Annotated in this window: 22 protein-coding genes; 4 read left to right on the forward strand and 18 right to left on the reverse strand. The window is 43.2% G+C overall.

Annotated elements, in window-relative coordinates:
• Positions 1-2 precede the first annotated feature (2 nt).
• The 5 genes from DXX94_RS15600 to leuA are packed head-to-tail and all read right to left on the reverse strand — an operon-like array spanning position 3 to position 6,052.
• On the reverse strand, positions 3-1,247 hold the full coding sequence (locus tag DXX94_RS15600; protein WP_116017314.1) for an HD-GYP domain-containing protein: 1,245 nt from the start codon (positions 1,245-1,247) through the stop codon (positions 3-5).
• Between the two features lie 40 nt (positions 1,248-1,287).
• A complete protein-coding gene (gene leuD / locus DXX94_RS15605) occupies positions 1,288-1,884 on the reverse strand; it encodes a 3-isopropylmalate dehydratase small subunit (RefSeq protein WP_116001159.1) in 597 nt (198 codons plus the stop codon).
• Between the two features lie 10 nt (positions 1,885-1,894).
• Positions 1,895-3,334, reverse strand: a complete 1,440-nt coding sequence (gene leuC / locus DXX94_RS15610) for a 3-isopropylmalate dehydratase large subunit (protein WP_116017316.1) — start codon at positions 3,332-3,334, stop codon at positions 1,895-1,897.
• A 10-nt stretch (positions 3,335-3,344) separates the two neighbouring features.
• Positions 3,345-4,442 carry a 3-isopropylmalate dehydrogenase gene (leuB, locus tag DXX94_RS15615; RefSeq protein WP_116017318.1) on the reverse strand — a complete coding sequence of 366 codons (1,098 nt, stop codon included), beginning with the start codon at positions 4,440-4,442 and terminating at the stop codon, positions 3,345-3,347.
• A gap of 38 nt (positions 4,443-4,480) precedes the next feature.
• Positions 4,481-6,052: a 2-isopropylmalate synthase gene (gene leuA / locus DXX94_RS15620; protein WP_116017320.1), complete on the reverse strand. Its 1,572-nt coding sequence runs from the start codon at positions 6,050-6,052 to the stop codon at positions 4,481-4,483.
• Positions 6,053-6,548: 496 nt separating this feature from the next.
• On the opposite strand from leuA, the gene DXX94_RS15625 reads away from it, so the two are divergent.
• On the forward strand, positions 6,549-7,613 hold the full coding sequence (locus DXX94_RS15625; protein WP_116018581.1) for a CDP-glycerol glycerophosphotransferase family protein: 1,065 nt from the start codon (positions 6,549-6,551) through the stop codon (positions 7,611-7,613).
• 127 nt (positions 7,614-7,740) lie between these two features.
• On the opposite strand, the gene DXX94_RS15630 is transcribed toward DXX94_RS15625, so the two are convergent.
• The 4 genes from DXX94_RS15630 to DXX94_RS15645 form a co-directional block, all read right to left on the reverse strand.
• Positions 7,741-9,276, reverse strand: a complete 1,536-nt coding sequence (locus tag DXX94_RS15630; protein ID WP_116017322.1) for a capsule assembly Wzi family protein — start codon at positions 9,274-9,276, stop codon at positions 7,741-7,743.
• Between the two features lie 19 nt (positions 9,277-9,295).
• Positions 9,296-9,715, reverse strand: coding sequence for an adenylyltransferase/cytidyltransferase family protein (locus tag DXX94_RS15635; protein ID WP_116017324.1), 420 nt, complete (start codon positions 9,713-9,715; stop codon positions 9,296-9,298).
• Between the two features lie 54 nt (positions 9,716-9,769).
• Positions 9,770-10,831: a CDP-glycerol glycerophosphotransferase family protein gene (locus tag DXX94_RS15640; protein WP_116017326.1), complete on the reverse strand. Its 1,062-nt coding sequence runs from the start codon at positions 10,829-10,831 to the stop codon at positions 9,770-9,772.
• A gap of 412 nt (positions 10,832-11,243) precedes the next feature.
• Positions 11,244-11,843: a TIGR04211 family SH3 domain-containing protein gene (locus tag DXX94_RS15645; RefSeq protein ID WP_116001152.1), complete on the reverse strand. Its 600-nt coding sequence runs from the start codon at positions 11,841-11,843 to the stop codon at positions 11,244-11,246.
• A 265-nt stretch (positions 11,844-12,108) separates the two neighbouring features.
• On the opposite strand from DXX94_RS15645, the gene DXX94_RS15650 reads away from it, so the two are divergent.
• Entirely contained in the window at positions 12,109-13,608 is a 1,500-nt protein-coding gene (locus tag DXX94_RS15650) for a CYTH domain-containing protein (protein WP_116017328.1), read from the forward strand.
• A 175-nt stretch (positions 13,609-13,783) separates the two neighbouring features.
• Positions 13,784-14,794 (forward strand): L,D-transpeptidase family protein, encoded by a 1,011-nt coding sequence (locus tag DXX94_RS15655; protein ID WP_116017330.1) that lies wholly within the window; start codon positions 13,784-13,786, stop codon positions 14,792-14,794.
• A gap of 34 nt (positions 14,795-14,828) precedes the next feature.
• Here DXX94_RS15655 and DXX94_RS15660 read toward each other — a convergent pair whose 3' ends face one another.
• The 9 genes from DXX94_RS15660 to DXX94_RS15700 form a co-directional block, all read right to left on the reverse strand.
• The gene (locus DXX94_RS15660; protein WP_116017332.1) at positions 14,829-15,080 is read right to left on the reverse strand and encodes an Lpp/OprI family alanine-zipper lipoprotein; all 252 of its coding nucleotides are present in this window, start codon (positions 15,078-15,080) and stop codon (positions 14,829-14,831) included.
• Between the two features lie 227 nt (positions 15,081-15,307).
• Positions 15,308-15,778: an ion channel gene (locus DXX94_RS15665; RefSeq protein ID WP_116017334.1), complete on the reverse strand. Its 471-nt coding sequence runs from the start codon at positions 15,776-15,778 to the stop codon at positions 15,308-15,310.
• 12 nt (positions 15,779-15,790) lie between these two features.
• Complete coding sequence (locus DXX94_RS15670; protein WP_116017336.1) at positions 15,791-16,117, reverse strand: hypothetical protein; 327 nt, start codon at positions 16,115-16,117, stop codon at positions 15,791-15,793.
• A 2-nt stretch (positions 16,118-16,119) separates the two neighbouring features.
• Entirely contained in the window at positions 16,120-16,758 is a 639-nt protein-coding gene (locus DXX94_RS15675) for a hypothetical protein (protein ID WP_116017338.1), read from the reverse strand.
• A 149-nt stretch (positions 16,759-16,907) separates the two neighbouring features.
• On the reverse strand, positions 16,908-17,603 hold the full coding sequence (locus DXX94_RS15680; RefSeq protein WP_116017340.1) for a PspA/IM30 family protein: 696 nt from the start codon (positions 17,601-17,603) through the stop codon (positions 16,908-16,910).
• A gap of 28 nt (positions 17,604-17,631) precedes the next feature.
• Entirely contained in the window at positions 17,632-18,045 is a 414-nt protein-coding gene (locus DXX94_RS15685; protein WP_116017342.1) for a YjfI family protein, read from the reverse strand.
• Between the two features lie 204 nt (positions 18,046-18,249).
• Positions 18,250-19,944, reverse strand: coding sequence for a polyamine aminopropyltransferase (locus DXX94_RS15690; RefSeq protein ID WP_116017344.1), 1,695 nt, complete (start codon positions 19,942-19,944; stop codon positions 18,250-18,252).
• 112 nt (positions 19,945-20,056) lie between these two features.
• A complete protein-coding gene (locus tag DXX94_RS15695; RefSeq protein ID WP_116001142.1) occupies positions 20,057-20,962 on the reverse strand; it encodes a DUF350 domain-containing protein in 906 nt (301 codons plus the stop codon).
• 17 nt (positions 20,963-20,979) lie between these two features.
• Positions 20,980-22,026, reverse strand: coding sequence for a hypothetical protein (locus DXX94_RS15700; RefSeq protein WP_258872191.1), 1,047 nt, complete (start codon positions 22,024-22,026; stop codon positions 20,980-20,982).
• Positions 22,027-22,301: 275 nt separating this feature from the next.
• Here DXX94_RS15700 and glnE point away from each other — a divergent pair, with 275 nt between their 5' ends.
• Positions 22,302-25,190 carry a bifunctional [glutamate--ammonia ligase]-adenylyl-L-tyrosine phosphorylase/[glutamate--ammonia-ligase] adenylyltransferase gene (glnE, locus tag DXX94_RS15705; RefSeq protein WP_116017346.1) on the forward strand — a complete coding sequence of 963 codons (2,889 nt, stop codon included), beginning with the start codon at positions 22,302-22,304 and terminating at the stop codon, positions 25,188-25,190.
• Positions 25,191-25,230 lie beyond the last annotated feature (40 nt).

A 25,230-nucleotide genomic window follows, 5' to 3' on the forward strand; every position in this document is an offset into this window, starting at 1 on the left:
TACTATGCTTCAAACGCAGTTTTGAAAAAGCTCATTAAATTTAGGTTAAATTCTTCTGGGCGAATGCATTTGTCGATTTGATCGCGATATTTCGACTTGCTTAAGTCAATATCTTCAATGGGGATGGTTTGATTTAAGCGCGCGTTATAAAACACTTTAACAATTGGGTGAGTTGGCTTGGTTTGGTTAATTTCTGAAATTAAGCCAATTTTTCCGCTGTTAAGCTGTACGAGCGTACCAACTGGATAAACCCCCAAGCACTGGATAAATTTCTCAACCAACTCTTCATCGTAAGCGGTTGACGACTCTTGCGTTAAGGTTTTAAATGCCGCTGTTGGGTGCACCGCTTTTTGATAACAACGATCTGAAATCATCGCACCGTAGCTGTCGACAATCGCCATCATTTTGCCGTACTTGCTGATGTCGTCATCTTTTAGCTGTCGAGGGTAGCCACTGCCATCAAGGCGTTCATGATGTTCGCGAATACAGGTCATCGCAATATGAGAAATATGCGGCGTGTCTTCGAGTATTTTAGCGCCCAAAGCAACGTGAGTTTGCACTAACTTTTGCTCTTTATCATTAAGCGCGCCTGGCTTATCTAAAATATCGTTTGGAATAAACACCTTGCCAACATCATGCAGGAAAGCGCCCAAGGTAAGTTGCTCAATAATCTCGCGATCAAGCTTTAAGTGCTTAGCAAAAATCGCCATCAAAATAGAGCAATTTAGCGCATGCTCAGAAAGGTAGTCACTTTTAGAATGCAGACGTGATAAGCAAGCCAGCGCATCTTGGTTGCGAAAAATGGAATCCACCATAGCATCGGTGGTTTCACGCACTTCTTCGGCATCTAGTGAGCGGTCAGCTTGTACAGTGCCGAGAATTTTCTTTTGTATGTCTTTTGCGTTGCCATACAGTGATTTGGCATTTTTAAGCTCGTCTTCCAGCGATACCGACTTGTGATTCCCCACTTTATTAAGCTTGGTTAGTGGGCTAGAGGTAATGTTGGGCATTACCTTATCAATCTGCTCAGCAGCTTTTTGCTTAGCTGGGTCGATAATCAGTTTTTTGATGCCGGCCGCTTTGAGCTGCATCACTTTGCTAGCACTCAGCACATAGCCTTCAGACTTTAGAATAAAGCCCTTATCTTGAAAGGAGATAGATTTAACATACATACCAGGACGAAGCTGGTTGATGTCGATTTCGTTGAATTTAGATGAGTTGTCGTTAGCTAATTGATCACTTGGCATCTGGCACTCTTTAATGCAGGAGATGCCAAGTGTGTAAAGGTTATTGCCAGCTCGCTAGCTTACCTTCATAGGCTTCAATGGCATCGATTTTCTTCAATGTCCAACCAACACTATCAACACCATTTTCCAAACAGTACTGGTGGAACTTGTCTAAGCTGAAAGTGTAGCAGGTCTCGTTAAGCGAGACTTTATTATTAACTAAATCTACCGTCAACGATTTTGTGTCGCCGTTACATTGTTGAAATAATTCGTTAATTTCTTCACTGCTCAGTTTTACCGGCACGATACCAATATTTATACAGTTGGCGTAGAAAATGTCGGCAAAACTTGGTGCGATAATCACCTTGAAGCCATATTCCTGCAATGCCCAAGGCGCATGTTCACGACTAGAGCCACAACCAAAGTTTTCACGAGCAAGCAAAATACTTGCCCCCTGATATTGTGGCGCGTTTAAAATAAACTCAGGGTTAGGTTGAGTACCCTCAGCATCCAGGTAGCGCCAATCGTGAAAGGCGTGTTGGCCAAAGCCAACGCGCTCGGTTTTTTGCAAAAACTGTTTTGGGATAATTTGGTCGGTGTCAACGTTAGCAACATCTAAGGGGACGACTAAACCAGTATGGGTTGAAAATTTTTCCATGATAAGACTCCTAGTGTTGCTGGTCTGACTGAGTAGCTAAATTTGCACTTAGGTCTACAAAGTGACCTTCAATTGCCGCCGCTGCCGCCATTTCTGGACTCACTAAATGAGTGCGGCTACCACGGCCTTGGCGGCCTTCAAAGTTACGGTTCGAGGTCGAGGCACAGCGGTCACCTTCAGCTAGCTTGTCATCATTCATGCCTAAACACATAGAGCAGCCCGGTAAGCGCCATTCAAAACCTGCTTCGGTAAAGACTTTAGCCAAACCTTCTTGCTCTGCTTGTTCACGCACTCGGTATGAGCCGGGTACGACAATGGCATCAACGGTTTTTGCGACTTTTTGTCCTTTCGCGCTGTATTCGCGAACAATGCTGGCCGCAGCGCGTAAATCTTCAATACGTGAATTGGTACAAGAGCCGATAAAGACCTTGTTAACTTCAATGTCAGTAATTTTAGTGCCAGCTTCTAAGCCCATGTAAGCCAATGCTTTGGCACACGAGTCTTGCTCAACTGGATCGCTAAAATCTTGTGGCGCAGGCACTGTGCTATCAACTGAAGTTACATGGCCCGGCGTTGTGCCCCAAGTCACTTGTGCTTTAATTTCGCTACCTTCTAGTATTAATTCGGCGTCAAAGGTTGCTTCAATATCTGTTTTTAACGTTTGCCAGCTTGCTACCGCTGCGTCCCATTCGTCTAGCTTTGGCGCATATTCTTTGTGCTGTAAGTAGTCGAAGGTAGTTTGATCCGGCGCAATTAAGCCAGCTTTAGCGCCAAACTCGATGCTCATATTACAAATGGTCATGCGTTCTTCCATCGATAATGCGCTAATCGCATCACCACAGTACTCAACCACATAACCCGTTGCACCCGCGCTGCCAGTTTTACCAATAATGGCAAGGATAATATCTTTCGCGCTAATGCCCGGTGCTACTTGGCCGCGTACTTCAATTTTCATGGTCTTCGCTTTGGTTTGGCGTAGCGTTTGTGTCGCTAACACGTGTTCTACTTCGGACGTACCAATACCAAAAGCTAATGCACCAAATGCGCCATGCGTGGCGGTGTGTGAGTCGCCACAAACGATCACTTGGCCCGGTTGGGTAATGCCTAATTCTGGCCCCATAACATGAACGATACCTTGGTTTTTATGGCCCATGCCGAAAAGCTTAATGCCAAAGTCTTCACAGTTCTTTTCTAACGTACGTAGCTGATTGGCCGCGCCTTCACCGGCTGCGTCAATCGCGACTGAGCGCGTAGAAATATTGTGATCCATGGTTGCAATCGTTTTGTCAGGGCGACGCACTGGGCGATCATGGAATTTTAAGTTAGCAAATGCCTGTGGTGAGGTCACTTCGTGAATTAGGTGACGGTCGACATACAACAAAGGTGTTTCACCGGGAGTATCGTCAACCACGTGACGTTGCCATAATTTCTCGTATAAAGTAGTAGCCATGGTGAGTGTCCTATTGTGCTGGTGCTGCTTGAATTGCTTGGCAAATAAAGTCGCCAACTTCTGCTGTGCGTTTCGCTAAATGTTTTTGCTCGGCTGGTAACAGATCTGCTGTTAACACCCCTTCATCTAGGGCTTTTGCTACCGCAGCTTCAATTGCATCTGCTGCTGCCCCTTGGTTTAAGCTGTAACGTAGCATTAGCGCTGCTGATAAAATTTGGGCAATCGGGTTAGCGATACCTTGGCCAGCAATATCAGGTGCACTGCCACCAGCTGGCTCATACATACCAAAACCAGAAGAGTTTAGGCTTGCCGAAGGTAACATGCCCATTGAACCTGTGATCATGGCGCAAATATCAGACAAAATATCGCCGAATAAGTTAGGGCACAGCATGACATCGAATTGGTTTGGATCGCGTACTAACTGCATAGCAGCGTTATCAACATACAAATGCTCTAACGCCACGTCTGGGTAATCTTGTGCCACTTCGTTGACTACTTCGCGCCATAAAATACTGGTCGCTAACACATTGGCTTTATCAACAGAGGTAACTTTGTTGTTGCGTTTCTGGGCAGCTTGGAAAGCAAGACGAGCAATGCGGCGAATTTCTTTACGCGAATAAATCATGGTGTCAAAGCCCGACTCTTCTTCGCCTTCACCTTTACGGCCTTTTGGTTGACCAAAATAAATATCACCGGTTAGCTCGCGCATCACTAAAACATCAAAACCTGAAGAAGCAATATCGCTACGCAATGTTGAAAGGCTTGCTAGTGCCGGTTGCAGTGTTGCTGGGCGCATATTACAAAATAATTCAAAATGACCGCGTAAGCCCAATAATGCACAGCGCTCTGGTTGCTCTGTTGGTGGTAAGTTTTCCCACTTAGGGCCACCTACTGAGCCAAACAAAATAGCGTCTGCTTGTTCACAACCCTTAACCGTGGATGCAGGTAGGGCTTCTCCGTGATTGTCGATAGCACAGCCGCCAACATCATAGTCTTGTGTTGATAATGGGAAATTAAATTTATCCGCAACAGCAGCAAGCACTTTTTTGGCTTCCTGCATTACTTCTGGGCCGATACCGTCGCCGGCTAAAATTGCAATGCTTGACATCTTTCTTCCTAACTATATTAGTTCTATTAACTTTATATTTATTTGCTTTCGCTTGCCGCAGCTTCTTGATTGGCTTTTTGCGCGCGAATCGTTTGAATTTGTTGGGCGCGATAAATCGCGTTTAATGCTGAAACCAGTGCTTGTCCTGACGCTTCAATGACGTCAGTATCGATACCATAGCCGTGGAAATTACGGGCTTGCCAATTGACCACTAGGTTGGCAACACCTAAGCCGTCTTCACCAGCGCCTTTGTTAGAGATTTTGTAATCGGCGACTTCAATATCAACATCGATACACTTTTTGATTGCTTGGTATAACGCGTCAACCGGGCCGTTACCGGTTGCTGATTCGGTAAATACTTCATCACCAATCGCCAATTGCACACCGGCAGTGGCAAATTGACCGCTGCCCGCTTGCACATTTAAGCTTTCGATGCGGTAATGCTCTTTTTCATCTTGCTGTTGAATATTGAATAACAAGGCTTCTAAATCATCATCAAAGACTTGGCCTTTTTTGTCGGCTAATTTTAAGAAGTCTTGGTACAAGGTATCTAAATCAAAGTCATCGGCTTGATAGCCTAAACTCTCCATGCGGTGTTTAATTACATGGCGACCACTGCGTGAGGTTAAGTTTAATTTCGTTTTCGCGATACCGACACTTTCAGGCGTCATGATCTCGTAAGTGTTAGACGCTTTTAACATTCCATCTTGGTGAATACCTGAAGAGTGGCTAAAAGCATTACTACCAACAATCGCTTTGTTCGGCTGCACTGGCATATTGCACAAGTGACTAACTAACTTAGAGGTTTTAGCGATTTCTTGGTGGTTGATGTTTGAGTGCACGCCTAACAAGTCGGCGCGGGTTTTCATGATCATCGCCACTTCTTCTAACGAACAGTTACCAGCACGCTCACCAATACCGTTAATAGTACATTCGATTTGACGTGCACCCGCTTGCACTGCCGCCATGGAATTAGCCACGGCTAACCCTAAATCGTTGTGACAATGCACAGAAATGCGCGCTTGGTCGATATTTGGCACGCGGTTAAATAGCGTTTCGATGATGCCGCCAAACTCATGGGGCAGGGTGTAGCCAACGGTATCAGGAATATTGATGGTGTTGGCGCCCGCTTTAATTGCTTGCTCAACCATACGACATAAATTATCGATTGGCGTGCGGCCAGCATCTTCACAGGAAAATTCAACGTCATCGGTAAAACGACGGGCAAATTTCACCGCATGGATGGCCATGGCTTCGACGTCAGCAAAGTCTTTACGTAACTTTTGTTGAACATGCACATCTGATGTGGAAATAAAGGTGTGAATGCGAAATTGATCAGCAACGCTTAGCGCATCGGCACAAGCTTGAATGTCGGCTTCGACCGCACGAGATAAGCCACAAACAATGGAATTTTTTACCGTTTTGGCAATTTGCTGCACTGAGTTGAAATCACCGGGAGAGGAAACAGGGAAGCCAGCTTCGATAATATCTACTCCCAAACGCTCAATCGCTTGAGCAATTTGAAGTTTTTCATGCACGGATAAACTGGCTGTTAATGCTTGTTCGCCATCGCGTAATGTGGTGTCAAAAATGATTACTCTGTTATCCATCATTCTTTCCTCTATATCCTTAATCGGCCTTTGCCTTGTTTGTGTTTCTGGTTGCTGTGCAACCCCATCAAGCTAAACAGGCGGGCATAAAAAAACCCGCGGATTGTAGCGCGGGTTTTATGTGTTCTTTACTTTATGCTTTATCTGTTAAGTAACAACAATCTATCCGCGCGCAGTGAAGGCGAGGAGGAGTTTAATAATGGTGATGTTTGTGTTGTTGCTAAACATGGTGTTTTCTAATGTAAACTAAAATTATTAAATATTTACTTTTTTTGCATATTGATGCGTATTTCAGCTTGAAAACTTGCATCAAAATTCACTGCAGCTATTAGTAACGTACAATGGTGCTCTAGGTCAATAGCTAATTTGCTTTAAATTTAAGTTTTTTGAACAGTGATTTTAATGACAAATATATTACAATGCGATAAATCCGCTGTTTTGCGTTAACTGGAGCGCTTACTGCCTTTTTATGCCAACAAAACCTTCTGAAGAAAATATGCCAACTCAGTCATCGAGTACTAGCCTAAATCGTCGTAAAAAATATTTGTTGTACATTGCTCAAAATTATTCGTACGCGATTTTAAGACCATTGCAAGCGGCAATTCTTGCACGCGGTGATGACGTAAAATGGTTTGTTCATGGCGATGAAGTCAACCAAAGTTATTTTGAAGAAGGTGAGCAACGTTTAGGTTCTGTTGAGGAGGTGATTGCGTATCAGCCCGATGCGGTATTCGTGCCTGGTAATATTGTTCCTGACTTTATTCCTGGGTTGAAAGTGCAGGTTTTTCATGGTTTTAATGCCGGTAAAGTGTCAGATAAACGAGGTCATTTTAACATCAGAGGTTTTTTTGACTTGTACTGTACGCAAGGTGAAAACACTACCCTACCGTTTCTTCAATTAGCACAGAGACATCAACACTTTAGTATTGCTGAAACAGGCTGGCCAGCGATTGATCCGCTCTATAATTACACGCCAGTTGTCAATGCTAAATCAACGGTTTTATTGTGCTCGACGTTTTCTCGAAACTTCACCTGTGCGCCGCATTTATTTGAGCAAGTAAAGAGACTTAGCGAAACAGGGCGTTGGAACTGGCTGGTACAATTTCACCCGAAAATGGACAAGGCGATCGTTGACCAATACAAGGGCATTCAAAACGAGCACCTAACATTTGTTGAAACCGATAATGTCCTGCCTTTGCTACAAAAAGCAGATGTCATGGTCTGTGACACTTCATCGGTGCTGATTATGTTTTTGTTATTGGGTAAACCTGTTGTGACTTTTAAAACGGCTCGCCCAAAAGATTATTTACTTGATTTTGATAACCCAACTGAACTTGAACAGCATATAGAAACGGCGTTAACTCACCCTGAGCCCTTAATGACCAAAATAGCCGAATATAAGCAACAAACTCACCCCTACGAGGATGGGAAGTCTGCAGAACGTGTATTAGCAGCAGTTGATGAGCGTTTGGCTGGTTTGCATAAGCCAGCTAAGCGAAAGCCGTTAAATTTATTGCGTCGGTTCAAAATACGTAAGCAATTTAACTATTGGAAGCTATAGCGCAGTGAGTATTCATTGCTAAAGAGAGGCATTGCCGATATTTTTCAACCGGCAGTTTTAAATCGCTAGGTAATAGCTTAGTAATGGTTAGGTGGTATCTAGATAGTCGATAGTGCTTGCACTTGAGCTAAAGCATAAATTCGATATTAACTGAAAGGTTAGCGTTAGTGTCATCATCAATGTCGTTTTCAAAGCTTGATTGGCTGATGTCTGCGTCTAGCGTAAAGCGCCAGTTTTGATAACTATATTGCACCTTGCCTGATAGCATCACGATATCTTCAGCTATCGGGGTCAGGGTGTTACCGATTAACGGATTGTTTGGTGCTTTATCGTTATTATCTTGGTTGAGCTCAAGCCAACGTAGCTTGAACTGGTAGCCAAGATCGTTATTGACTTGCGAAATTGCGCCAAAAACGATGCTTGTTGCATCATTCTCATATAAGTTACCTAGTGCTCGACCTTTGTAGCGAACACCTGTTTGGTAAATATGGTGTTCATAATAACAATCGCCAATTGCCGAAGTACCATCACCATTAACACCATCTCGACACTTTGCATAAGTGTCAGTCCATTCTGCAAATAAACGCCAGTTTCTACCGAATACCGTCGCGCGCGTATCTATGCCCGCTTGATAGCGCTCTTCACCTAAAATACTTAAGCCACCTTTACTATCACCATCTTCTGCAAAGGAGGTAAAGTAAAGTGCTACAGGGTGATCCAAGAGCTTAGTTGAGTATCGAATATCATAACCTGCAAGCTGGTTGCCGGGCTCTTCACCGGCAGCACATTCTTCAACAGAAGGGCCAACACCACCGCAGTTATCGCGCCCTGCGAGAACGTCAACAAAAGTATCTAAACCACTAGGTCGACCGTCGCCTGCCCATTGCGCGAGGCGTGAAATACCCACTTCCCAGTTCTGAGCAGGGCGAAAATTAAGTCTAAAGCCCCACAACAAGGTGTCGTCGACGATACGGTCATCATTCATTAATCCCATAAACGTGGTTACTGTCCATGGAATGTTATGCTCAGTAAATGGCACGGTTACTGGCTCGGCAGATAACCTTGACAGCGATAGTGCTGGCATTGGGCGAGCATTGTTGGAAAGGCTTAAACTAGTGTCCCAGCCTGGCCCCCACCACCTGTCTTGCATGCCTGCGGCAACTACCCAATTGCCAATAAAGGCGGCCGCATAACTACCGTCATAAGTTACTTTGTCATCATCGCTCGGTGAAGATGTGTATTTCGGCGAAAAGTTGAATGCAAAGCGATCCGTCATAAAGGAGTTGTGGATCTGAATGGTATTCTTATCGCGGTATTTATCACCAAAGCTGGTGAAACGAGCGTCTTTGGTTGCAAGGTTTAGCTCTATGCGTTTCGTACTTTTCTTGGCAAGCCTTAACTGGTGATTGACGTAGCTATACGCTGTAAGTGTTTGTTCATCCATCAAATTAAGAGGAGCTTGCTCAAGATCTCTGGCAATGTCGCGCCACATCAGCGGGAAGGTTGTCGTTGGTGTCGTGACAATGTTGACGTCTGCTAGGTGCTCAATACTCTCTCTTAAAAAAGCATCGTTGGTATCAACCCAAGGGCCGGCGAGCGCTTGAAAACTGGTTGCTGCAAACAGCAAAAAAGCCTGATGTTTTAGAGATGAGAATAATTGCATAAGATATGTTTACTTTACTTTATTTTACTAAGTCGCCTAATGCTTCGCGTAGGATCGTGCTTGAAGTATGCGTTGTATAGGGGAAATACATGATCTCCACACCAACTTCGTTGAACTCTTTTTCAATTTTCAGCCACTTATCTGTGCCTTGCCAATCGTCGCCAACAAACATCATGTCAAACTTTAGATTGTTCCATGCTGCCATTTTGTCATAGCTTGTTTGTGGAACGACTTCGTCCACGAACTTGATAGCCTCAACAATTTCCATACGCTCGCTAAACGGAATAATTGGCTGTTTGTTTTTAGCTTTCAAAGAGAGCTCATCGCTAGTTACACCGACGATAAGATAATCACATTCCAATCGAGCGCGCTTTAGTACATTTAAATGACCGATATGGAACATATCAAACACACCAGTAGTGTAACCAATCTTCTTCATGAGACCTCTTTGTTGGTTGGCGTTATGAAATTGTGTGGCAGTTTATCACAGCAATTAGTGGCTTAGTAGGTAGTCGGCTATTCGCAAGCTGGCTTTGCCGTCGAGCTTACCGGCTAGTTTTTCACTCAATGAGAGTCTAACGTGGGCGAGTTGCTCTGGGTTGGCAACATGGCTGTCTACCAAGCTTTTTACATCTCGGTATTTTGCGGCGTGGGCAGCAATGCTTGCATATTCACCGTAATCTTCATCCATTCGTCGTTTAAAGCGGTAGCTAAATACGCCGCGGTAGCCCCAGCGCAACTTTAAGAAATCACACCAAATTACCGGCTTATTTAGTGCCGCAAATTCAAACAAGGCTGAAGATGCATCGCTGATCAGAATATCGGCTGAACTTAGGAATCTAGTCAAACAGTAATCAGACACTTTAGCGAGGTATACATTGTCGAATGTCGCCCAGTGTTCGAGTAACTTTTTATGTTTGCTATATTTGGGCTTACTAACCGAAAAATAATGCGGCTTGATCAAGATGTTGTAATCAGCAAATGACGCAGGCCAATGTTTAGGAAAGAGTTCAAGACTGCTTGGGTAAAATGTTGGTGCGTAAGCTATGGTCGGTTTATTGGGGTCTAAACCAAGAGAACCTAAGTCAAACCCTACATTTTCGCCATTGATTATTGGATCGAGCTTAGCAAAACCAACATCAATAAAAGTATCGTCAGGATACATCTCTTGGAATCGTTGGGTGCGATATGCTCCCTCAACAAATCTTACCGTAGTTGGTGTATCAGATTTTTTGTAGTAGCTCGACTTAGGACCTATGCCATGACCTAATTGAACCGTTTTACTGACCTGATGGACTTGATCTAGATGCGGGTAAGAGTTCGCAAGTACGACCCAGTCTGCCTGTTTTTCGAGATATAAATTGGTTGCTTCTTGCTGCCCATTCACCCAATGTGCGTTCAGCGCTTCGGTGGCAATGACTTCTTTGATCACAGTATCGTGAGTACTGTGGTAGAAGACAAACTCAATGGAACAACCTCGTTGAGTAAGTTCTTTGGCTACAGGTAAATACTGAGGAAGGTAATAGAGGTGAAGTACATCAAAAATTATGTGCATTACTACAGTTTCCGGTCAATGCTATCACTAACAGCTTAAAGTTTGGATAACTCAATTGCTTCTAGCTACTAGTGTTACTGCTATCATTGTTAAATTCACTTGCAATAGACCATCCATTAACGCGTAAGTTCGCCTCGGTTTCAGATAAATGCATTTTGCTAGCAGATTGTGATAGTTAAGTGATTGAACTTAAATGTAACTTACTGCTTATTATGTTAAATCTTTAGTTAACTATGCTTGAACTTAACCAAGTCTGAAATCAGCTAAGCCTGAGATTAACTAAGCCTTAAATTAATTTAGCACCAAATTTATTGGGCTCTTCGAACTAGGAAACGTCAGCATTTTCGTAAACCAACAAGCCTCTTTCTTGAGGCTTTAATATACTGCAGTCAACACTTAACTAATCTTGATATTACTTCCAGCTGTCCATTGATGATTTGCGACGACCAAATAATTGAGGGAGAAATAACCCCGCTAGTAGGCCAAGGCCAGCCACAATGCCACCATTGAAAAACCATTCCTTCATTACGTCCATATCTTGCGTTTCTAGTTTAGCTTGGGCGCTTGCTAGCTCGCTTTCTAACGATGTGATCTTGTTAGTGAGCTCAGTGTTTTGTGATTGGGCAGCAGTGAGCAATTTTTTACTTTCAGCAATTTGTGTTCGAAATTGGGCTTCTTGCTCACCGGTTGAAGCGAGTTGGCCATTAAGCTCTGCTACGACATGGCGCAGGCCAGGCTTGTTTGAAACATATCTGTCTTCAACCCAAGCGGTGCGGTCTTTATCGTCAACAATCTGGGTATAACCATTAAGTTTTTCACCCGTTAGTTTAACTTGTGAGCCCGCATTGATGCTGCCAACTATACGATAGTTGTTACCAGCACCTGAGTGCATGTAAATGAAAAGTTCGTCAGAAATAAAGCCGTCTTCAAGCTCAGGAGTAGCTTGTTGAGCAAAACTAGTTAAAGACACTGCAAATAAAGCTGCACTGGCCAGCTTAATGAATTTCCCCATGCGATACCGATTGAAAGACTTTCCCAAAGATGCACACGATATTAGGGCTTTGTGAACAAGAGCGCAAGCCAGAGCGCTGTAATTTGAGGAATAAGCACCAATTGCACAAATTCCGTGGATTTTTCGTTTATTTCGACACCAATTAGCCGTGCTTAGCTGAGAAATAACTTGCTTGTTAAATGGCGCTTTTGTAATCTAATTTTCTGGTTTTCACAAGGACATCCATATCAGCTTGCGAATAGCTAGGTGTCCCAACAACAAATACATGTCCACAGAAATCGAGCTTAAATATTTAGTTAGCGACGACAATGTCGTTAGCCAATTTACTCAACTACTTAATCAACACCAACTTACTTTCATCCAAGCGTCACGCCAGTTAAGTAATACTTACTTTGATACGAATGAACGAACATTACGCGAGTTTGACTTTGGCCTACGCGTACGTAAAGCCGATGATTATACTGAGCAGACAATAAAAACTGCCGGAATCGTCGTTGGTGGATTACATCAGCGCCCCGAATATAACGTTGCCATTGAGCAAAATATTCCTGATTTAGCCTTATTTCCAAGTGATATTTGGCCTATAGCTGCCAATGTTACGGAACTTCAAAATCAACTAGTGGCAATATTTACCACGAATTTTCATCGCACGAGTTGGCGGGTTGAAGTTAGTGGCTCAATAATTGAAGTTGCATATGACCGCGGCGAAATTAGCGCTCAAGGGCAAATACTTCCAATTAATGAATTGGAATTAGAGCTGGTTAGTGGTGAGCGTGATGCGATTTTTGTACTTGCCGAACTGCTTTGTCAGTCATTTCAACTGACCCCTGGCCGTCTAAGTAAAGCAGCTCGTGGTTATATGTTGTGGCAAGAAAAGGCTGCGCTAAAAAGTGAGGAAACGATAAGTTTTCAAGTGCCGCTAAATCCAGAGCTTTCTGTTGAAAAAGCCATGGTTATTGGCTTAGAGCATGGTTTAAATTGCTTGCAAAAGGCGATTGCGCAATCGTTGGCGGCAACTGAATTGGCTCATGTGAAACAAGTATTTGAAGCATTGAGTTTTATTCAGCAAGGATTGCATTTACATCAGAACCTAATTGAATCCGCTAAATTTGAACAATTCGATACGCTGTTAAAACACGCAATAGACAGTTTAAGTTGGCTTGAAACGGCTATTCATATCAACGATTTAACGCTGAAGTCAGGTAATTACCGCAAAAAACTCGAGTACAGCAATCAGTTGGTGTCTACCTTAAAAATAGAGCGCAGCCAGTTCCCAAGTGAAGAGGCGATTCAACAAGAGCTAATGTCGGCGACATTTAATTTACTTCAGTTGCATTTGTTGAAGTACGTTTTGGAGCCCGTGGTTAAGCCAGTAGATAAAACACGCTCTTTATCAGAGCATGCTAAAACCAAACTGAGTACTAATTTAACGGCCATTAAAGATGTGTGTGGCAATAAATTACAGTTATCCGCACAAGAATATTTAGTGATTCAAAAACACCTATTTTCTAGTTTGCACACAGGGAGTTGGTTTGGTGCATTGTATGAACAAGGAAGCCGAACCGAATACCGCCGAACTTGGCTAGATGTGTTTAATGGCATTGAAGAGTTGGCGACATTGAATCTGTTGCAACAGCAGCTTAACGGTATCGAACAAAGCTCGCAAAAGCTCAACCGTTGGCTCAATACAAAAGTTGATAACCTGCTGCAAGTGATTAATCAGTCATACCAAGCGGCCGTTAAAGTTGAGCCGTACTGGCTGTAAAATCAGCACAAGTTATTGAAACTATTGGTTGTTATATTCGGATCAACTGGCCTAATAGTTTTAATAACCGTGACTTGATGACAACAAAAATAACGACTAACACAATGGTAAATGGCGAACTAGTGAAAAAGCGGCTATCGAACTGAATCAACAAGGAGAGGGTATCCAAAGCACTATGATTAAACCATGGAGATGTAATGCCCTTATCGCTTTACTTTGTTTTCTAATAACAGCTAAGTTAGCTTTCGCTACAGCTTATCCTTTACCGCCACCCCATCAGCGCCTTATCGGGGAGCCAACTAAACATACCGTTGTACGCGGTGACTATTTTCAGCGATTAGCAGAGCAATTTAATGTTGGCTTTCTTGCCTTGATTGCGGCAAATCCAGGTGTTGATCCATTTCTTACTTATCAAAAACCTTCCGATACATTGGTTAGCGCTCAGCAATCAGCAGAACATGCCGTAAGCCAATCAGAAAAAAAGGCACAAAGCCAAGCAAGTATCCATATTCCGACACAGTTATTGCTCCCATTTGTTGAGCGCAGGGGGATTGTTATCAACTTGCCGGAATTAAGGTTGTATTATTTCCAACCGGAATTAAATCGTGTTCATGTGTTTCCTGTCGGAATTGGCCGTAAGGGATTGGCGACACCAAATTTAACGAGTTATATCGGTGAGAAGCGAAAAGATCCAATTTGGCGTCCAACACAAGAAATGAAGGCCCGTTACCTTGCCGAAAAAGGCATAATTTTAGCGGATGAAATACCATCAGGGCCAAACAACCCTTTTGGCAAATATGCGCTACGCCTAGCCACCAGTGAATTTTTAATTCACGGCACAAACCAGCGCTTTGGCATAGGTACTCGTGCAAGCTCGGGCTGTATTCGCATGTATGACGATGATATTAAATGGCTATTTGAAAATGTACCGCTCAACACACAAGTTAAGATAATCGATCAGCCGATAAAAATGTCTTACGAAAAGCCAGGGGTGAAACTTTTTGAAGTACACCAAGCGCTCACCTCGGAGCAAACTGCACAGCAAAATGCAGATGGTTGGCAAAGGTTAGTAAAGTTTATTGGGGAAAGCGAAATTGAACGTTATCGGGCAGATTTCGAGAAGCCATCAGGATTAGTCATTCGCGTTGAAAAAGCTAAATCGGCAGCACAGCAAGCTGCCGACTAATTGTTAAAGCGGCGAAAATTTATTTTTCGAACAGTTACTTCTTGAACGTGGCAACCATATTGTTAACGCGCTCATTCGCTTGGCTAGCGAGTTCGTTAGCTTCAGTAATTTTACGTTTTTGTTGTTGCTGGCGCGTCTTTAAGTTGTCGACTTCACGCGATAGCTTGCTAACTTGATTAGACAATCGGTCGATTTGGTTAGACATTTGATCGAGCTGACTATTGTTAGCGCAGCCTGATAAGCCTAAGACAGCGGTTACGCCAGCAATTAATGTGAATTTATTCATAAGCTTCCCTTTTATTCTTATTACACTTTCTTATTGTGTTGCTAGGTCTTTTACTAGCAACTTTAGTGAGTATGGCATAGCTTGAAATACTCGCCAAGTGAGTAGCTTAGTTAGGTAAGCTTAGACTTTGCTTGTACTTCGAAGCTATTCATTAAAGCTATGATTTGAGGTGGTGAATAGGATGCAAAGCGCGTTGCTTTGGGAGACAACGCGATTAAGTGAAAAGCTTATTGTTGGCGCTGGGTCGCCAACAATTGATCAATTTTTTGCTCGAGGTCATTAACCTTAGCGAGAATTTCTTGGTTTTGTTTTCTCAGCTCGCGATTTTTAATGTTCGTGTCTGAAAACCCAAAGGCTTTTTGAACAAAAACACCACCAAGCAAGCCCAGAATACCAACGCCTAAGACAAACATCGAAAACACCATGGCTCTGCCGAGCACAGTAACCGGTAATTCACCGCCAAAACCAATCGTTGAAGAGGCCATTAACATTAACCAGACCGCATCCGCATAATCGGCAATAGTTGCGCCATCTTGGCCGAATTCTGCCTGATAGGTGATGTAGCCAAAGCTCAACGTTAATGAGATAAACAGTGCAATGGCAAATAGGCTGATAACACCAAGGTTATAATTTTTAACGCCATATTCGTCGATATTGTAAAAGCCAGATTTTTCGATAATAGATTTGAACACAATCATGATGTTAGTGGATTAATCTTGTTGGTTTTTAACGTACATCACTAAATCATCCATCAATTTGCGTTTGATTTCTAGCTGCTGATCAGCATTTAAGTCGTATTTTTCAGCGAGTAATTCGTAATCAGCGGGCGATAAGCTTACAGTTAATCTTGGGCGTTTAGGGCGCTTGCTTGTTGGTAGGCCAAGAATAGTGCGAATTTGATCTGACGGGCTAAGGCCAGCATCAAGTGCTTCACGGCGTATGGCGAGCTGAAATTGTTCGTCCATATCAAAGGCCACCTGAACGGCCTTCATGGCTTTAACGGATGATTGCCATTTATCTGGTATTTTACGTGACATGATTAACTCCCAGGGTACATATCGACAATATCCGTGACAGGGCGAAACAGCGTTAGGAAAACATCGGTATCTCCATCTTGCCATACTTCAATATCAATACCTTTATCTTCATCTTGATTGTACAAGGTATAAAGTTCAAATTGCTCGCCGCTATCACTACCTTCATATTGGCTTAGATTGCTCACCCGGTTGTCTTTGCGATGAAAATAGCCCACTTGCGCGAACGCTTGTTGTTGGTACTGACTATCACTCCAATCTAGGCTGAGTGTTGAGTCTTGTTGTCGTTCAAGTTGTGCTTGGCCTGGTTCATCAAATACCGTTGAAAACTGGTCCAAATCAAATAAGGTTTCAACGTCGTTGTCGGCAATTTTAAGTGAGAATTTTAGGTAGGTTTTATCATCAGCCTCGAGCGACAGGTATAGTTCGACATCGCTTTGGCCGGTGAGTACCCACTCTGTTTGCGTGCGATGCTCAAATTCGTAGCAGTTAATGGCGGTCACTTGAAATTGTTGGTCGCGCAATACGCTTGGTAAGCCAAAGCTGTCTGACATGGCAATCATGTCATTTAATTGTAAGTCTTTAACATGGGTAACGGCACGTTGCTTTTCTTCGTTGCCAAATAGCTTTTTGATAAAACTCATGGTAGTTCCAGTTATTTGTTCTTTGCCGGTATTCTTGTTGCACACATTAGGCGCAATTGAAACCTAATCTAGAAACAAGAAAACTCAGCCTAACAAGTCGCAGGGGGAACGACAAGACAGACTGAGTTGGTTGGGTAACACTCGCGCAATTAGCTTTTGTTTTGTTTCGCTTTTATACGATCTAACACTGAGCTTGCGTTGTTATCAGCAGCACCAATACCCGCTGCTTTAAGCTGTGCTTCTAGCGAGCCGTCGCCGGTTTCCGCTTCAAGCGCTTCAGCCGCTTTCATCTTGTCATCAAACTGTTGTTGCTTAGCTTTAATGCGCTCTAATGAGTCTTTAGCATTTAACAATTTTGAATTGCTTGACGAAAAGTTGTCGGTAATGGCTGAAGTTGCTTTTTGTACACTTTCAGTCGTCTTTACCATAGATAATTGACGTTTGTGCTCTTGAATTTGGCGTTCACTCTTACGTACTAGCTCTTTTAAGCGATTAGCATTGGTTTCGAAGCTTGTTAACGCTTGTTGCTGTGAGCTAAGTTCAGTTTCTAAACTCGCAATTTTTTCAGCAACCGCTAACGCTAAAGACTCGTCACCTTTCTCAAGTGCTTGTGCTGCGTAGCCTTCATGCTCGGCAACTTCACGGTTTAAGCGCTCAACTTCACGGCTTGCTGCCATTTGTTGCGCCATCACATTGGTTAAGTCACGCTTAGCTTTGGTCAAATGGTGCTCTGCATCGCGAATTTCTTGTTCAAAGATTCGAGTGCCATTGGCATCAACAATTGCTTCACCCACTTCCGTAGCACCACCACGGATCGCTGTCATAATTTTCTTAAAAATACTCATAAAAATTGCTCCTCAATGATGGTCGAATTTAAACTAGGTAGTCGCTCATATCGTCGATAATTTCGATAGCGTTGTTACTCAAAACGGCTAGCTCGTGCTCAATGTCCGCAAACGTTGAACCGATCGATAAGGCGCCAAAAATAACGTACTTATCGCCAATTTTTGAGAACGAAGACAATGGCATTGGAATGCTCATTTCTAACATAGCGGTGTGCATATCAGCGATTTTTTCTTGTTTCACTTCGTCGTTACCCCAAAGGTAGGTAATGCAAAGAATTTGATCATCGGTTACCGATACAAAAATAGGTAACTCTTCACGACCTTCAACAGTAATTTGCAGCACATCAACATCACCTGAAATAGGCTGGCAATCAAAAACCATCCCGGTTTCAGAGTTGTCTGCTAGCGCATTTAAGTGATCAGCTATCTTATGTATATTCATGTTTATCCTCATGCAAACTAAGTAGCAAAGTGGCGATATCGACACTAATTGCTAAACGACATAATATGTCATTGGTTGTTAATGTAGCACTCAGACATAATATGTCAAGCTGCTACGGTGAAGTTTTTACTTTTTTATCTTTGCTCGTTATATGTAGGCTACCCAAGAATAAAAAATATCTTTAGATAGCTTTTAAATAACGTATTACTGGACAATGCCTTGTTGATCTTTCCATGCTTCTTGATGCAATTGGTATATCGTATGGCTGCCCAAATAGTTGATGCCATATTGTTCTTGCTCATCATAAAACCCTTGCGGAAAATTAAATGAAGAGAGAATCAAAGGCAGCGTAAGCCAGTTATGCTCAATAGGTAAACCTGTTAGCTGATTCAGTCGCTGTGAAGGTGAAAGCCCAGCTTTTGATGCAATACTCCACCCCCATTCGCCAAAACTAGGCACATTGTCATGGTATTGCTCAACATGAAGAAAGTTAGCAGCCTTCAAGGTATTGCCAATAGCGATAAAAGAAGCTTTAGCATGATAAGGGCTGGTTGATTGCACACCAATAATCCCATCGCTAGAGAGCAACTGGTTAAGTCGCGCATAAAAATTAACGGAATAAAGCTTATTCAAATCAGGGTGGCTTGGATCAGGTAAATCTACCAAAATGGCATCAAAGTGCTGGCGATTAGCGATAAGCTGATCAATTGCAATAAATGCATCAGCAGGCATCAGTGTCACTCTATCATCAGTTAGGCTGCTCTGATGAAGTTGAGTAAGCTTGTTGGCAAGCGGTGCTGGCAGGTGTTCGCTCGGCTTAGCAAAAATATCGAGTAACTGCTCATCTAAGTCAATTAACGTGACTTCTTTTGCGCCCCACTTGAGCACATCGCGCAAGGCTAGCCCATCACCGCCACCAATGATTAATACCTTATCAGTACGCGCTGAACTTGCCATGACAGGGTAAACCAAGTAGCCGTGATAAATGTCTTCATCGATAGAGGAAAATTGCAGACGACCGTTAAGGTAAAAGCTGATTACCGACTCATTCTCCAAACCCATATTACGTTCGGTAAAGGTTAACTGTTGGTAACGGGTTTTATCGGTATAAACGACCTTATCGAGATAAAGTAAATTATTCATTTGATTAAGCCAGCCGTTACCAAACTGGTAGACAACCATAATGATGATCGCCAGTAAAACATGCAAACTTACCAAAACTTTTCGCCATTTTAACTGGTGCCAAAAGCGCGTAATAAACACGGTTCCAGCCAAGAGGTTTAATGCTGCGGTCAGCGCGCCAGCCTTGCTAATATCAATCGCAAGTAAAAAAATAACCCAAATCGCCGCGCCTATGCCTGCGCCAATATAATCTGCGCCGTATATTGTGCCTAAGTTATGTTGTAGGTGCTTTTGGTGAACATGCTCGCGAATTTTGGCGATCAGCGGAATTTCCATGCCAATAAAAAACCCTAAAAGCACACCAAAAATGTAAGGAAGCTTGAGCGCGAGCCAGCTTAGTGTTTGAAACAATCCACCACGTGGCATGGCATCTGGTGGTAACAAGAAAGTATCAGCAATTAATTGAGGAAGTAATTGCGTGGCGGCAATAGCACCGCCAATTAATAAAATGGCGCTGCAGCCGAGTAGGGCGATAATGGCTTCAAGCCAGACAAAGCCATTAAACGGGCAAGATATTTTACGCGCCGCGAAAGCACCTAACCCCATTGAAACTATCATCAAACCGATCATGGTGTAGATAGTACTTTCCATTACACCAAGTACACGGCCAGCATAATGAGAGAGCAGGTATTCGTAGATAAGCCCACAGCCAGCAAGTACGGCCATGGTTAAGATAAGGATTGTGTCGTCAAGTAATAGACGACGAGTATTGTTCATTTGATAAACCGTGAGTTGTTGACGGTATGATTGCCCAATTTGGCATCGTTAGCTTTGGCAATGTTCAATCATACCGTCATCACAAGTATTAATGGCTACTTGTGAAACAGTGTTAGGCCATTAGGCCAGTTAAAATCATCGCAATTGAAATACTAATCGCCATTTCAATTGCTGCAACACCAATGTTGTGCTGCTGATCAACTTCTTCAACAAGGTTAATACCCCATAAAATTAGTTTTTTGGCGATAAAGGTGAGTAGGGTAACCAATAACGTCATTAAGATACCAAACACTAACCAGCCAGCTAAATTGACGACCAGCGTTTCAGGGCTATAGCTAAAGAAGTAACTCGCGGCGGTCACCGCAAGTGCAGTACTAATTACTTGACCTGCGTAGCGAATTGCAAGCGCTACCTGACCGTTGGCAAAGGCTTGTTGCATTGAGTCGCCTTGATTGTTTTTAGCGTATTGACGTTCCTTAATACGCGTCGCGATAATCAGCACAGCCTGTGAAACAACAAAGCCACTGAAGATGGCGATAAAGGTGTTTACATCTAAGCCATAAACCCAAATCAAAACCGCTTTAATGATAATCGCAGTTGCGATAGCGCCAGCAGCGTCAACAATACCAACAGTGATGTTGGCAGCCTTTATTTGCTCTGTTTTGTCAATTTGATTAAGCGCAAATTTGTCGTGAATAAGTCGGCCAACTTTGATTAATACTAAGCCGAAAATACCATAAGAAGTCATCCCAATAACTTCCATCGTTAAGCTTTCGGCAGCCTCGCCAGTAATCGCGCCAGTTAACACAATCCCTAGAGCGGCAATCGAGCCTGCGACACTAATACCAAATGCAAAGTTGTCTTGCTTAGCCAATTCGTCTGTGGTGTTAACTTTAGCCGTTACGCCAGAAACAAAGCGCATCGCGCTTAACAAGACAATGGCAATGGCAATATCAACGGCGAGGAATGTCATTAAATTCGAATTCAACGCAGTAATTTCTAATAAGGTGTTTAACATTTTTATTCTCCTAATTCTTATTTACCGCGACGAAATCCGCGTGATGTACTACTGCTGCTGTTTCTGAAACTGGCATTACTTTTACTATATTTGCTTTTTGACGTGGCGCTTGATGACTTAGCAAATTTACTTTTATTAGTGTTGTTTGATGAAAATCGAGATGCACTGGCTTGTGCTGTTTTACTCTGGCTCGAAACACCTGATGCACCGCTGCGATTTTTACCGTAAGCGCTAGTGAATCGTTGACCACGACTTTCAAATGACTTGCGAGTACGAGTCTCTAATTGCGTTTGCTTACTCAACTGAGTTGGAGAGCTATATCGGGTGCGACCATAATCGTGGTAGTAGCTGTAATTTCGCGATTTACCCCAACGGCTGTAATACACTTTACCGCGACGCTTGCGATCGATATCTAACACATCGTCAAGCAGGCGATAAACACCATACCAAGCCCAGAATGACATGCCATTGCTATCGGTTTGCCATTGTCCGTATGCTGGGTTGCCGATAAGTTGTTCGCCAACGCCGAAGTCTTGTGCATTATTCGCAGCCATACTTTGCGCTTTTGACATCGAGTTAACGCGAGGTAGCTCACCGTCAGACATATCGGCTAAGACATTAAGCGGGTCACTGAGCGCATCAGAATACAGGATAGGATCGGCCGCCTGATAGATGTTCAAAAGCTCTTCAAATCGCGCTTGCTTGTTAGCAAACATTTGCGGCTGTGTTTTTACTAAATCAACGCGTTCAAGCAGTGCTTGGTATAACGGGCCACTGGAAGTGGCGTCTTTGCGAAATTCATCAACAATACTAAGTAACTGTGGCGATTTTTTTGCCACGGTATCAGCGTATTGGGTGATAAATTTAGCATTGCGTATTTGGCCGCTATCAAGCATGTCGCCAAGTTGTTGAACACGTTGTTCAGTTAAGGGGATTTGTGCATCAATTTGCTCTTGTACTGGATCGCCACAGGCGCTCAGCAGCAAAACGAATGCTAAGACTAAGGTTTTGGTGATTTGCATTTGTGCCATCTCATCCTTAAAAATGCTATGGTTATCATTCATTAATAACATCTATGACATAATATGTCTATTGAAACCCTGCTCAAGGTCAATCTTATGTCTTGTTGTAGACATAGCGATATCCTTTGACTCAATAGCCGATTGTAATAGTTTTATGACCTAGAATAAGTCCAGTCCATACTTGTTATGCTAAATCTTATCCGTTGTTTATTGAAACATTATTTTTATGCCAATATCTTTCAAAAAGTTTCTAACGATTAATACTTGAGCGCTCGATAACCAACCACACTACTTCGGGCGATGTTGAAAGGAAATGTATGCCAAACCTGCCGATCATAAATACACATTTTGATGAATTAGTCGCACTTGCTAAGCAGCGGAATCAGCAATTAGTTGATGACTATCAAAACTACATTGAACCGCTTGATAGCAGTGCGGTGGAAAACTTAATGGCAGCGGTCACGCTGAGCGATTTTGTTTTTCGTGCATTTGAGCAACAGCCTGAGGCTATTGCTCAGTTGTTTGCCGAGCGAGATTTCACTGACAGTCACGTGCCAGATTATGAGGAACAACTCGCCAATTTGCTCCAAGGCTGTGACAGCGAAGCCTGCTTGCATCGAGTGCTGCGTCAGTTTCGCCAACAGGCAATGGTCGATATTGCCGTGTCTGATATGGTTGGGCATGCTTATCTTGATGTTTCTCTTGCTCGCCTAACCAAACTAGCCGATGCGCTGATTTTATCAGCACTTAACTGGCTTACTCTTTTTTGCCAAGAGCGCTGGGGCGTGCCCTATGGCGTTGATGGTCAACAGCAAACCTTGCTTGTCTACGGAATGGGGAAATTAGGTGGCGGTGAACTCAACTTTTCTTCCGATATAGACCTTATTTTTACTTATCCTCAAACTGGCAAAACGCATGGCGCTCGAAAATCGCTAGACAACCAAACGTTTTTTACACGACTAGGGCAAAAACTCATTGCTGTTCTAGATCAGCAAACAGCCGATGGCTTTGTGTATCGCGTGGATATGCGACTGCGCCCGTTTGGTGATAGTGGGCCACTGGTACTAAGTTTTTCTGCACTGGAAGATTACTATCAAGATCAAGGTCGAGATTGGGAGCGTTACGCCATGCTCAAAGCTCGGCCAATAGGCCAAGGTGAACATCACCAAGAGCTGTCGCAATTATTACGCCCGTTTGTTTATCGCCGCTATATCGATTTTAGTGTCATCGAAAGCTTACGCAAAATGAAACTGATGATCAGCCGTGAAGTTAGGCGCAAGCAATTAACCAACAATATTAAACTGGGAGCCGGTGGAATTCGCGAAGTTGAGTTTATTGTTCAGGTTTTTCAGTTAATCCGCGGTGGCCGTGTCAAAGAACTTCAGCAGCGCAACCTTTTGACTGTATTGCCACTGTTAGTTGAACATCAAATAGTGCCGCCGGAAAGTGCCCGCGTACTGACCAATGCGTACCGGTTCTTACGCCGTGTTGAGAATGTGATTCAAGCGTTAGACGACCAGCAAACGCAAACACTACCGGATAGTGAGCTTGATCAAGCGCGATTATTACACGTGCTTGGCATTGATACTTGGCAGGAGTTTTTGACTAGGCTCAATGCGCATTTAGGCTTTGTGCACGATGAGTTTAATCAGCTGATTGGAGAAGAAGCTCCCAACCATGAAGATATACAAGCCCAGTGGCAAACACTTTGGCACGATAGCTGGCATGATACTGACGACTTCACCTGGCAAAAAGCGATTGCTTCAAATTGGCAAAAAGACGGTATTTGGCAAACGCTATACGAATTTAAGCAAGAGTTAGACAAGCAGCCTATTGGTCAGCGAGGTCGAGTGGTCTTAGACAAACTCATGCCACGCGTCTTGTTTCACATACATAGTAATAGTGCTTTTGAGAATGCATACGAGAATACTTACGAGGTAGTGCTGCCTAGGGTATTACAAATTATTCAAAAAGTAGCGAGTCGAACGGTTTATCTTGAACTGCTTTATGAAAACGACGGCGCACTTATTCACTTAATTCGTTTGTGCCAGCAAAGTCACTGGATTAGTGATTACATTGCGAAATTTCCAATACTGTTAGATGAGCTTATTGACCCTAAGCTACTGCATAACCCGCCAGCGTTGGCTGACTATGTCAATGAATTACAACAAGCCATGTTGCGCATTCCTGAAGATGATGTTGAAAGCCAAATGAATGGCTTACGGCAATTTAAACAAGCGCAACAACTGCGTATTGCTGCTGCGGATATCAGCGGTGTATTACCACTAATGAAAGTAAGCGATCACTTAACAGCCTTGGCAGAAGCCATTATTGGCGAGGTAATTCAACAGGCTTGGCATCAATTAACAGCGCGTTTTGGCCAACCCAAATCTACCTTAGGTACTAACCACAAAGGATTTGCCGTACTTGGCTACGGCAAAATGGGCGGCATTGAGCTGGGTTATGGCTCAGATCTAGATTTGGTTTTTGTTCATGATTGCTCACTTAACGATACCACTAATGGTGAACGAGAAATTGCTGCTAGCCAGTTTTACGTGAAGTTGGCGCAAAAAGTGATGCATATTTTCAATACTCGGATGAGTAGTGGCATTTTGTATGAACTTGATATGCGCTTAAGGCCGTCTGGTAATTCCGGCGTATTAGTGATTCACATCGACTCGTTTGCTGACTACCAGCTAACTGAAGCTTGGACATGGGAGCATCAAGCTTTGGTCAGAGCCCGCATGGTTTATGGTCATGACGATATTAGAAATAATTTTTCCGCTATTCGAAAACGGGCATTAACTAATCCTAGAGAAAACGGTGAATTGAAAAAGCAAGTTGTCGAGATGCGCGAGAAAATGCGTAACCACATTGATACATCGTCAGGGCAATGTATCGATATCAAGCACGGTCACGGTGGCTTGGTAGATATTGAATTTTTAACGCAATATTTAGTCTTGAGATTTAGTGGGAAATATCCACAACTAACTGAATTTTCAGACAATATTCGAATTATTGAAGGGCTAGCGAAAGTGGGGGTAGTATCTGACGAGTCGGCTCAGTGCTTAGTTGACAGCTATTGCCAACTTCGCAATGCCAGCCATCGGGCAGTATTGCAAGACGGTAAAGCACAGCTATCACAAACAATGTTTAATCAGATGGCAGGTTCAGTTGCACAGATTTGGCAAAGTTTTATGGAATAAGCAAAGTTTTATGGAGTAAACAAAGTAAAATAGGTGAGTT

Source organism: Thalassotalea euphylliae, assembly GCF_003390375.1.
In the GTDB taxonomy this organism is placed as follows: domain Bacteria; phylum Pseudomonadota; class Gammaproteobacteria; order Enterobacterales; family Alteromonadaceae; genus Thalassotalea_F; species Thalassotalea_F euphylliae_A.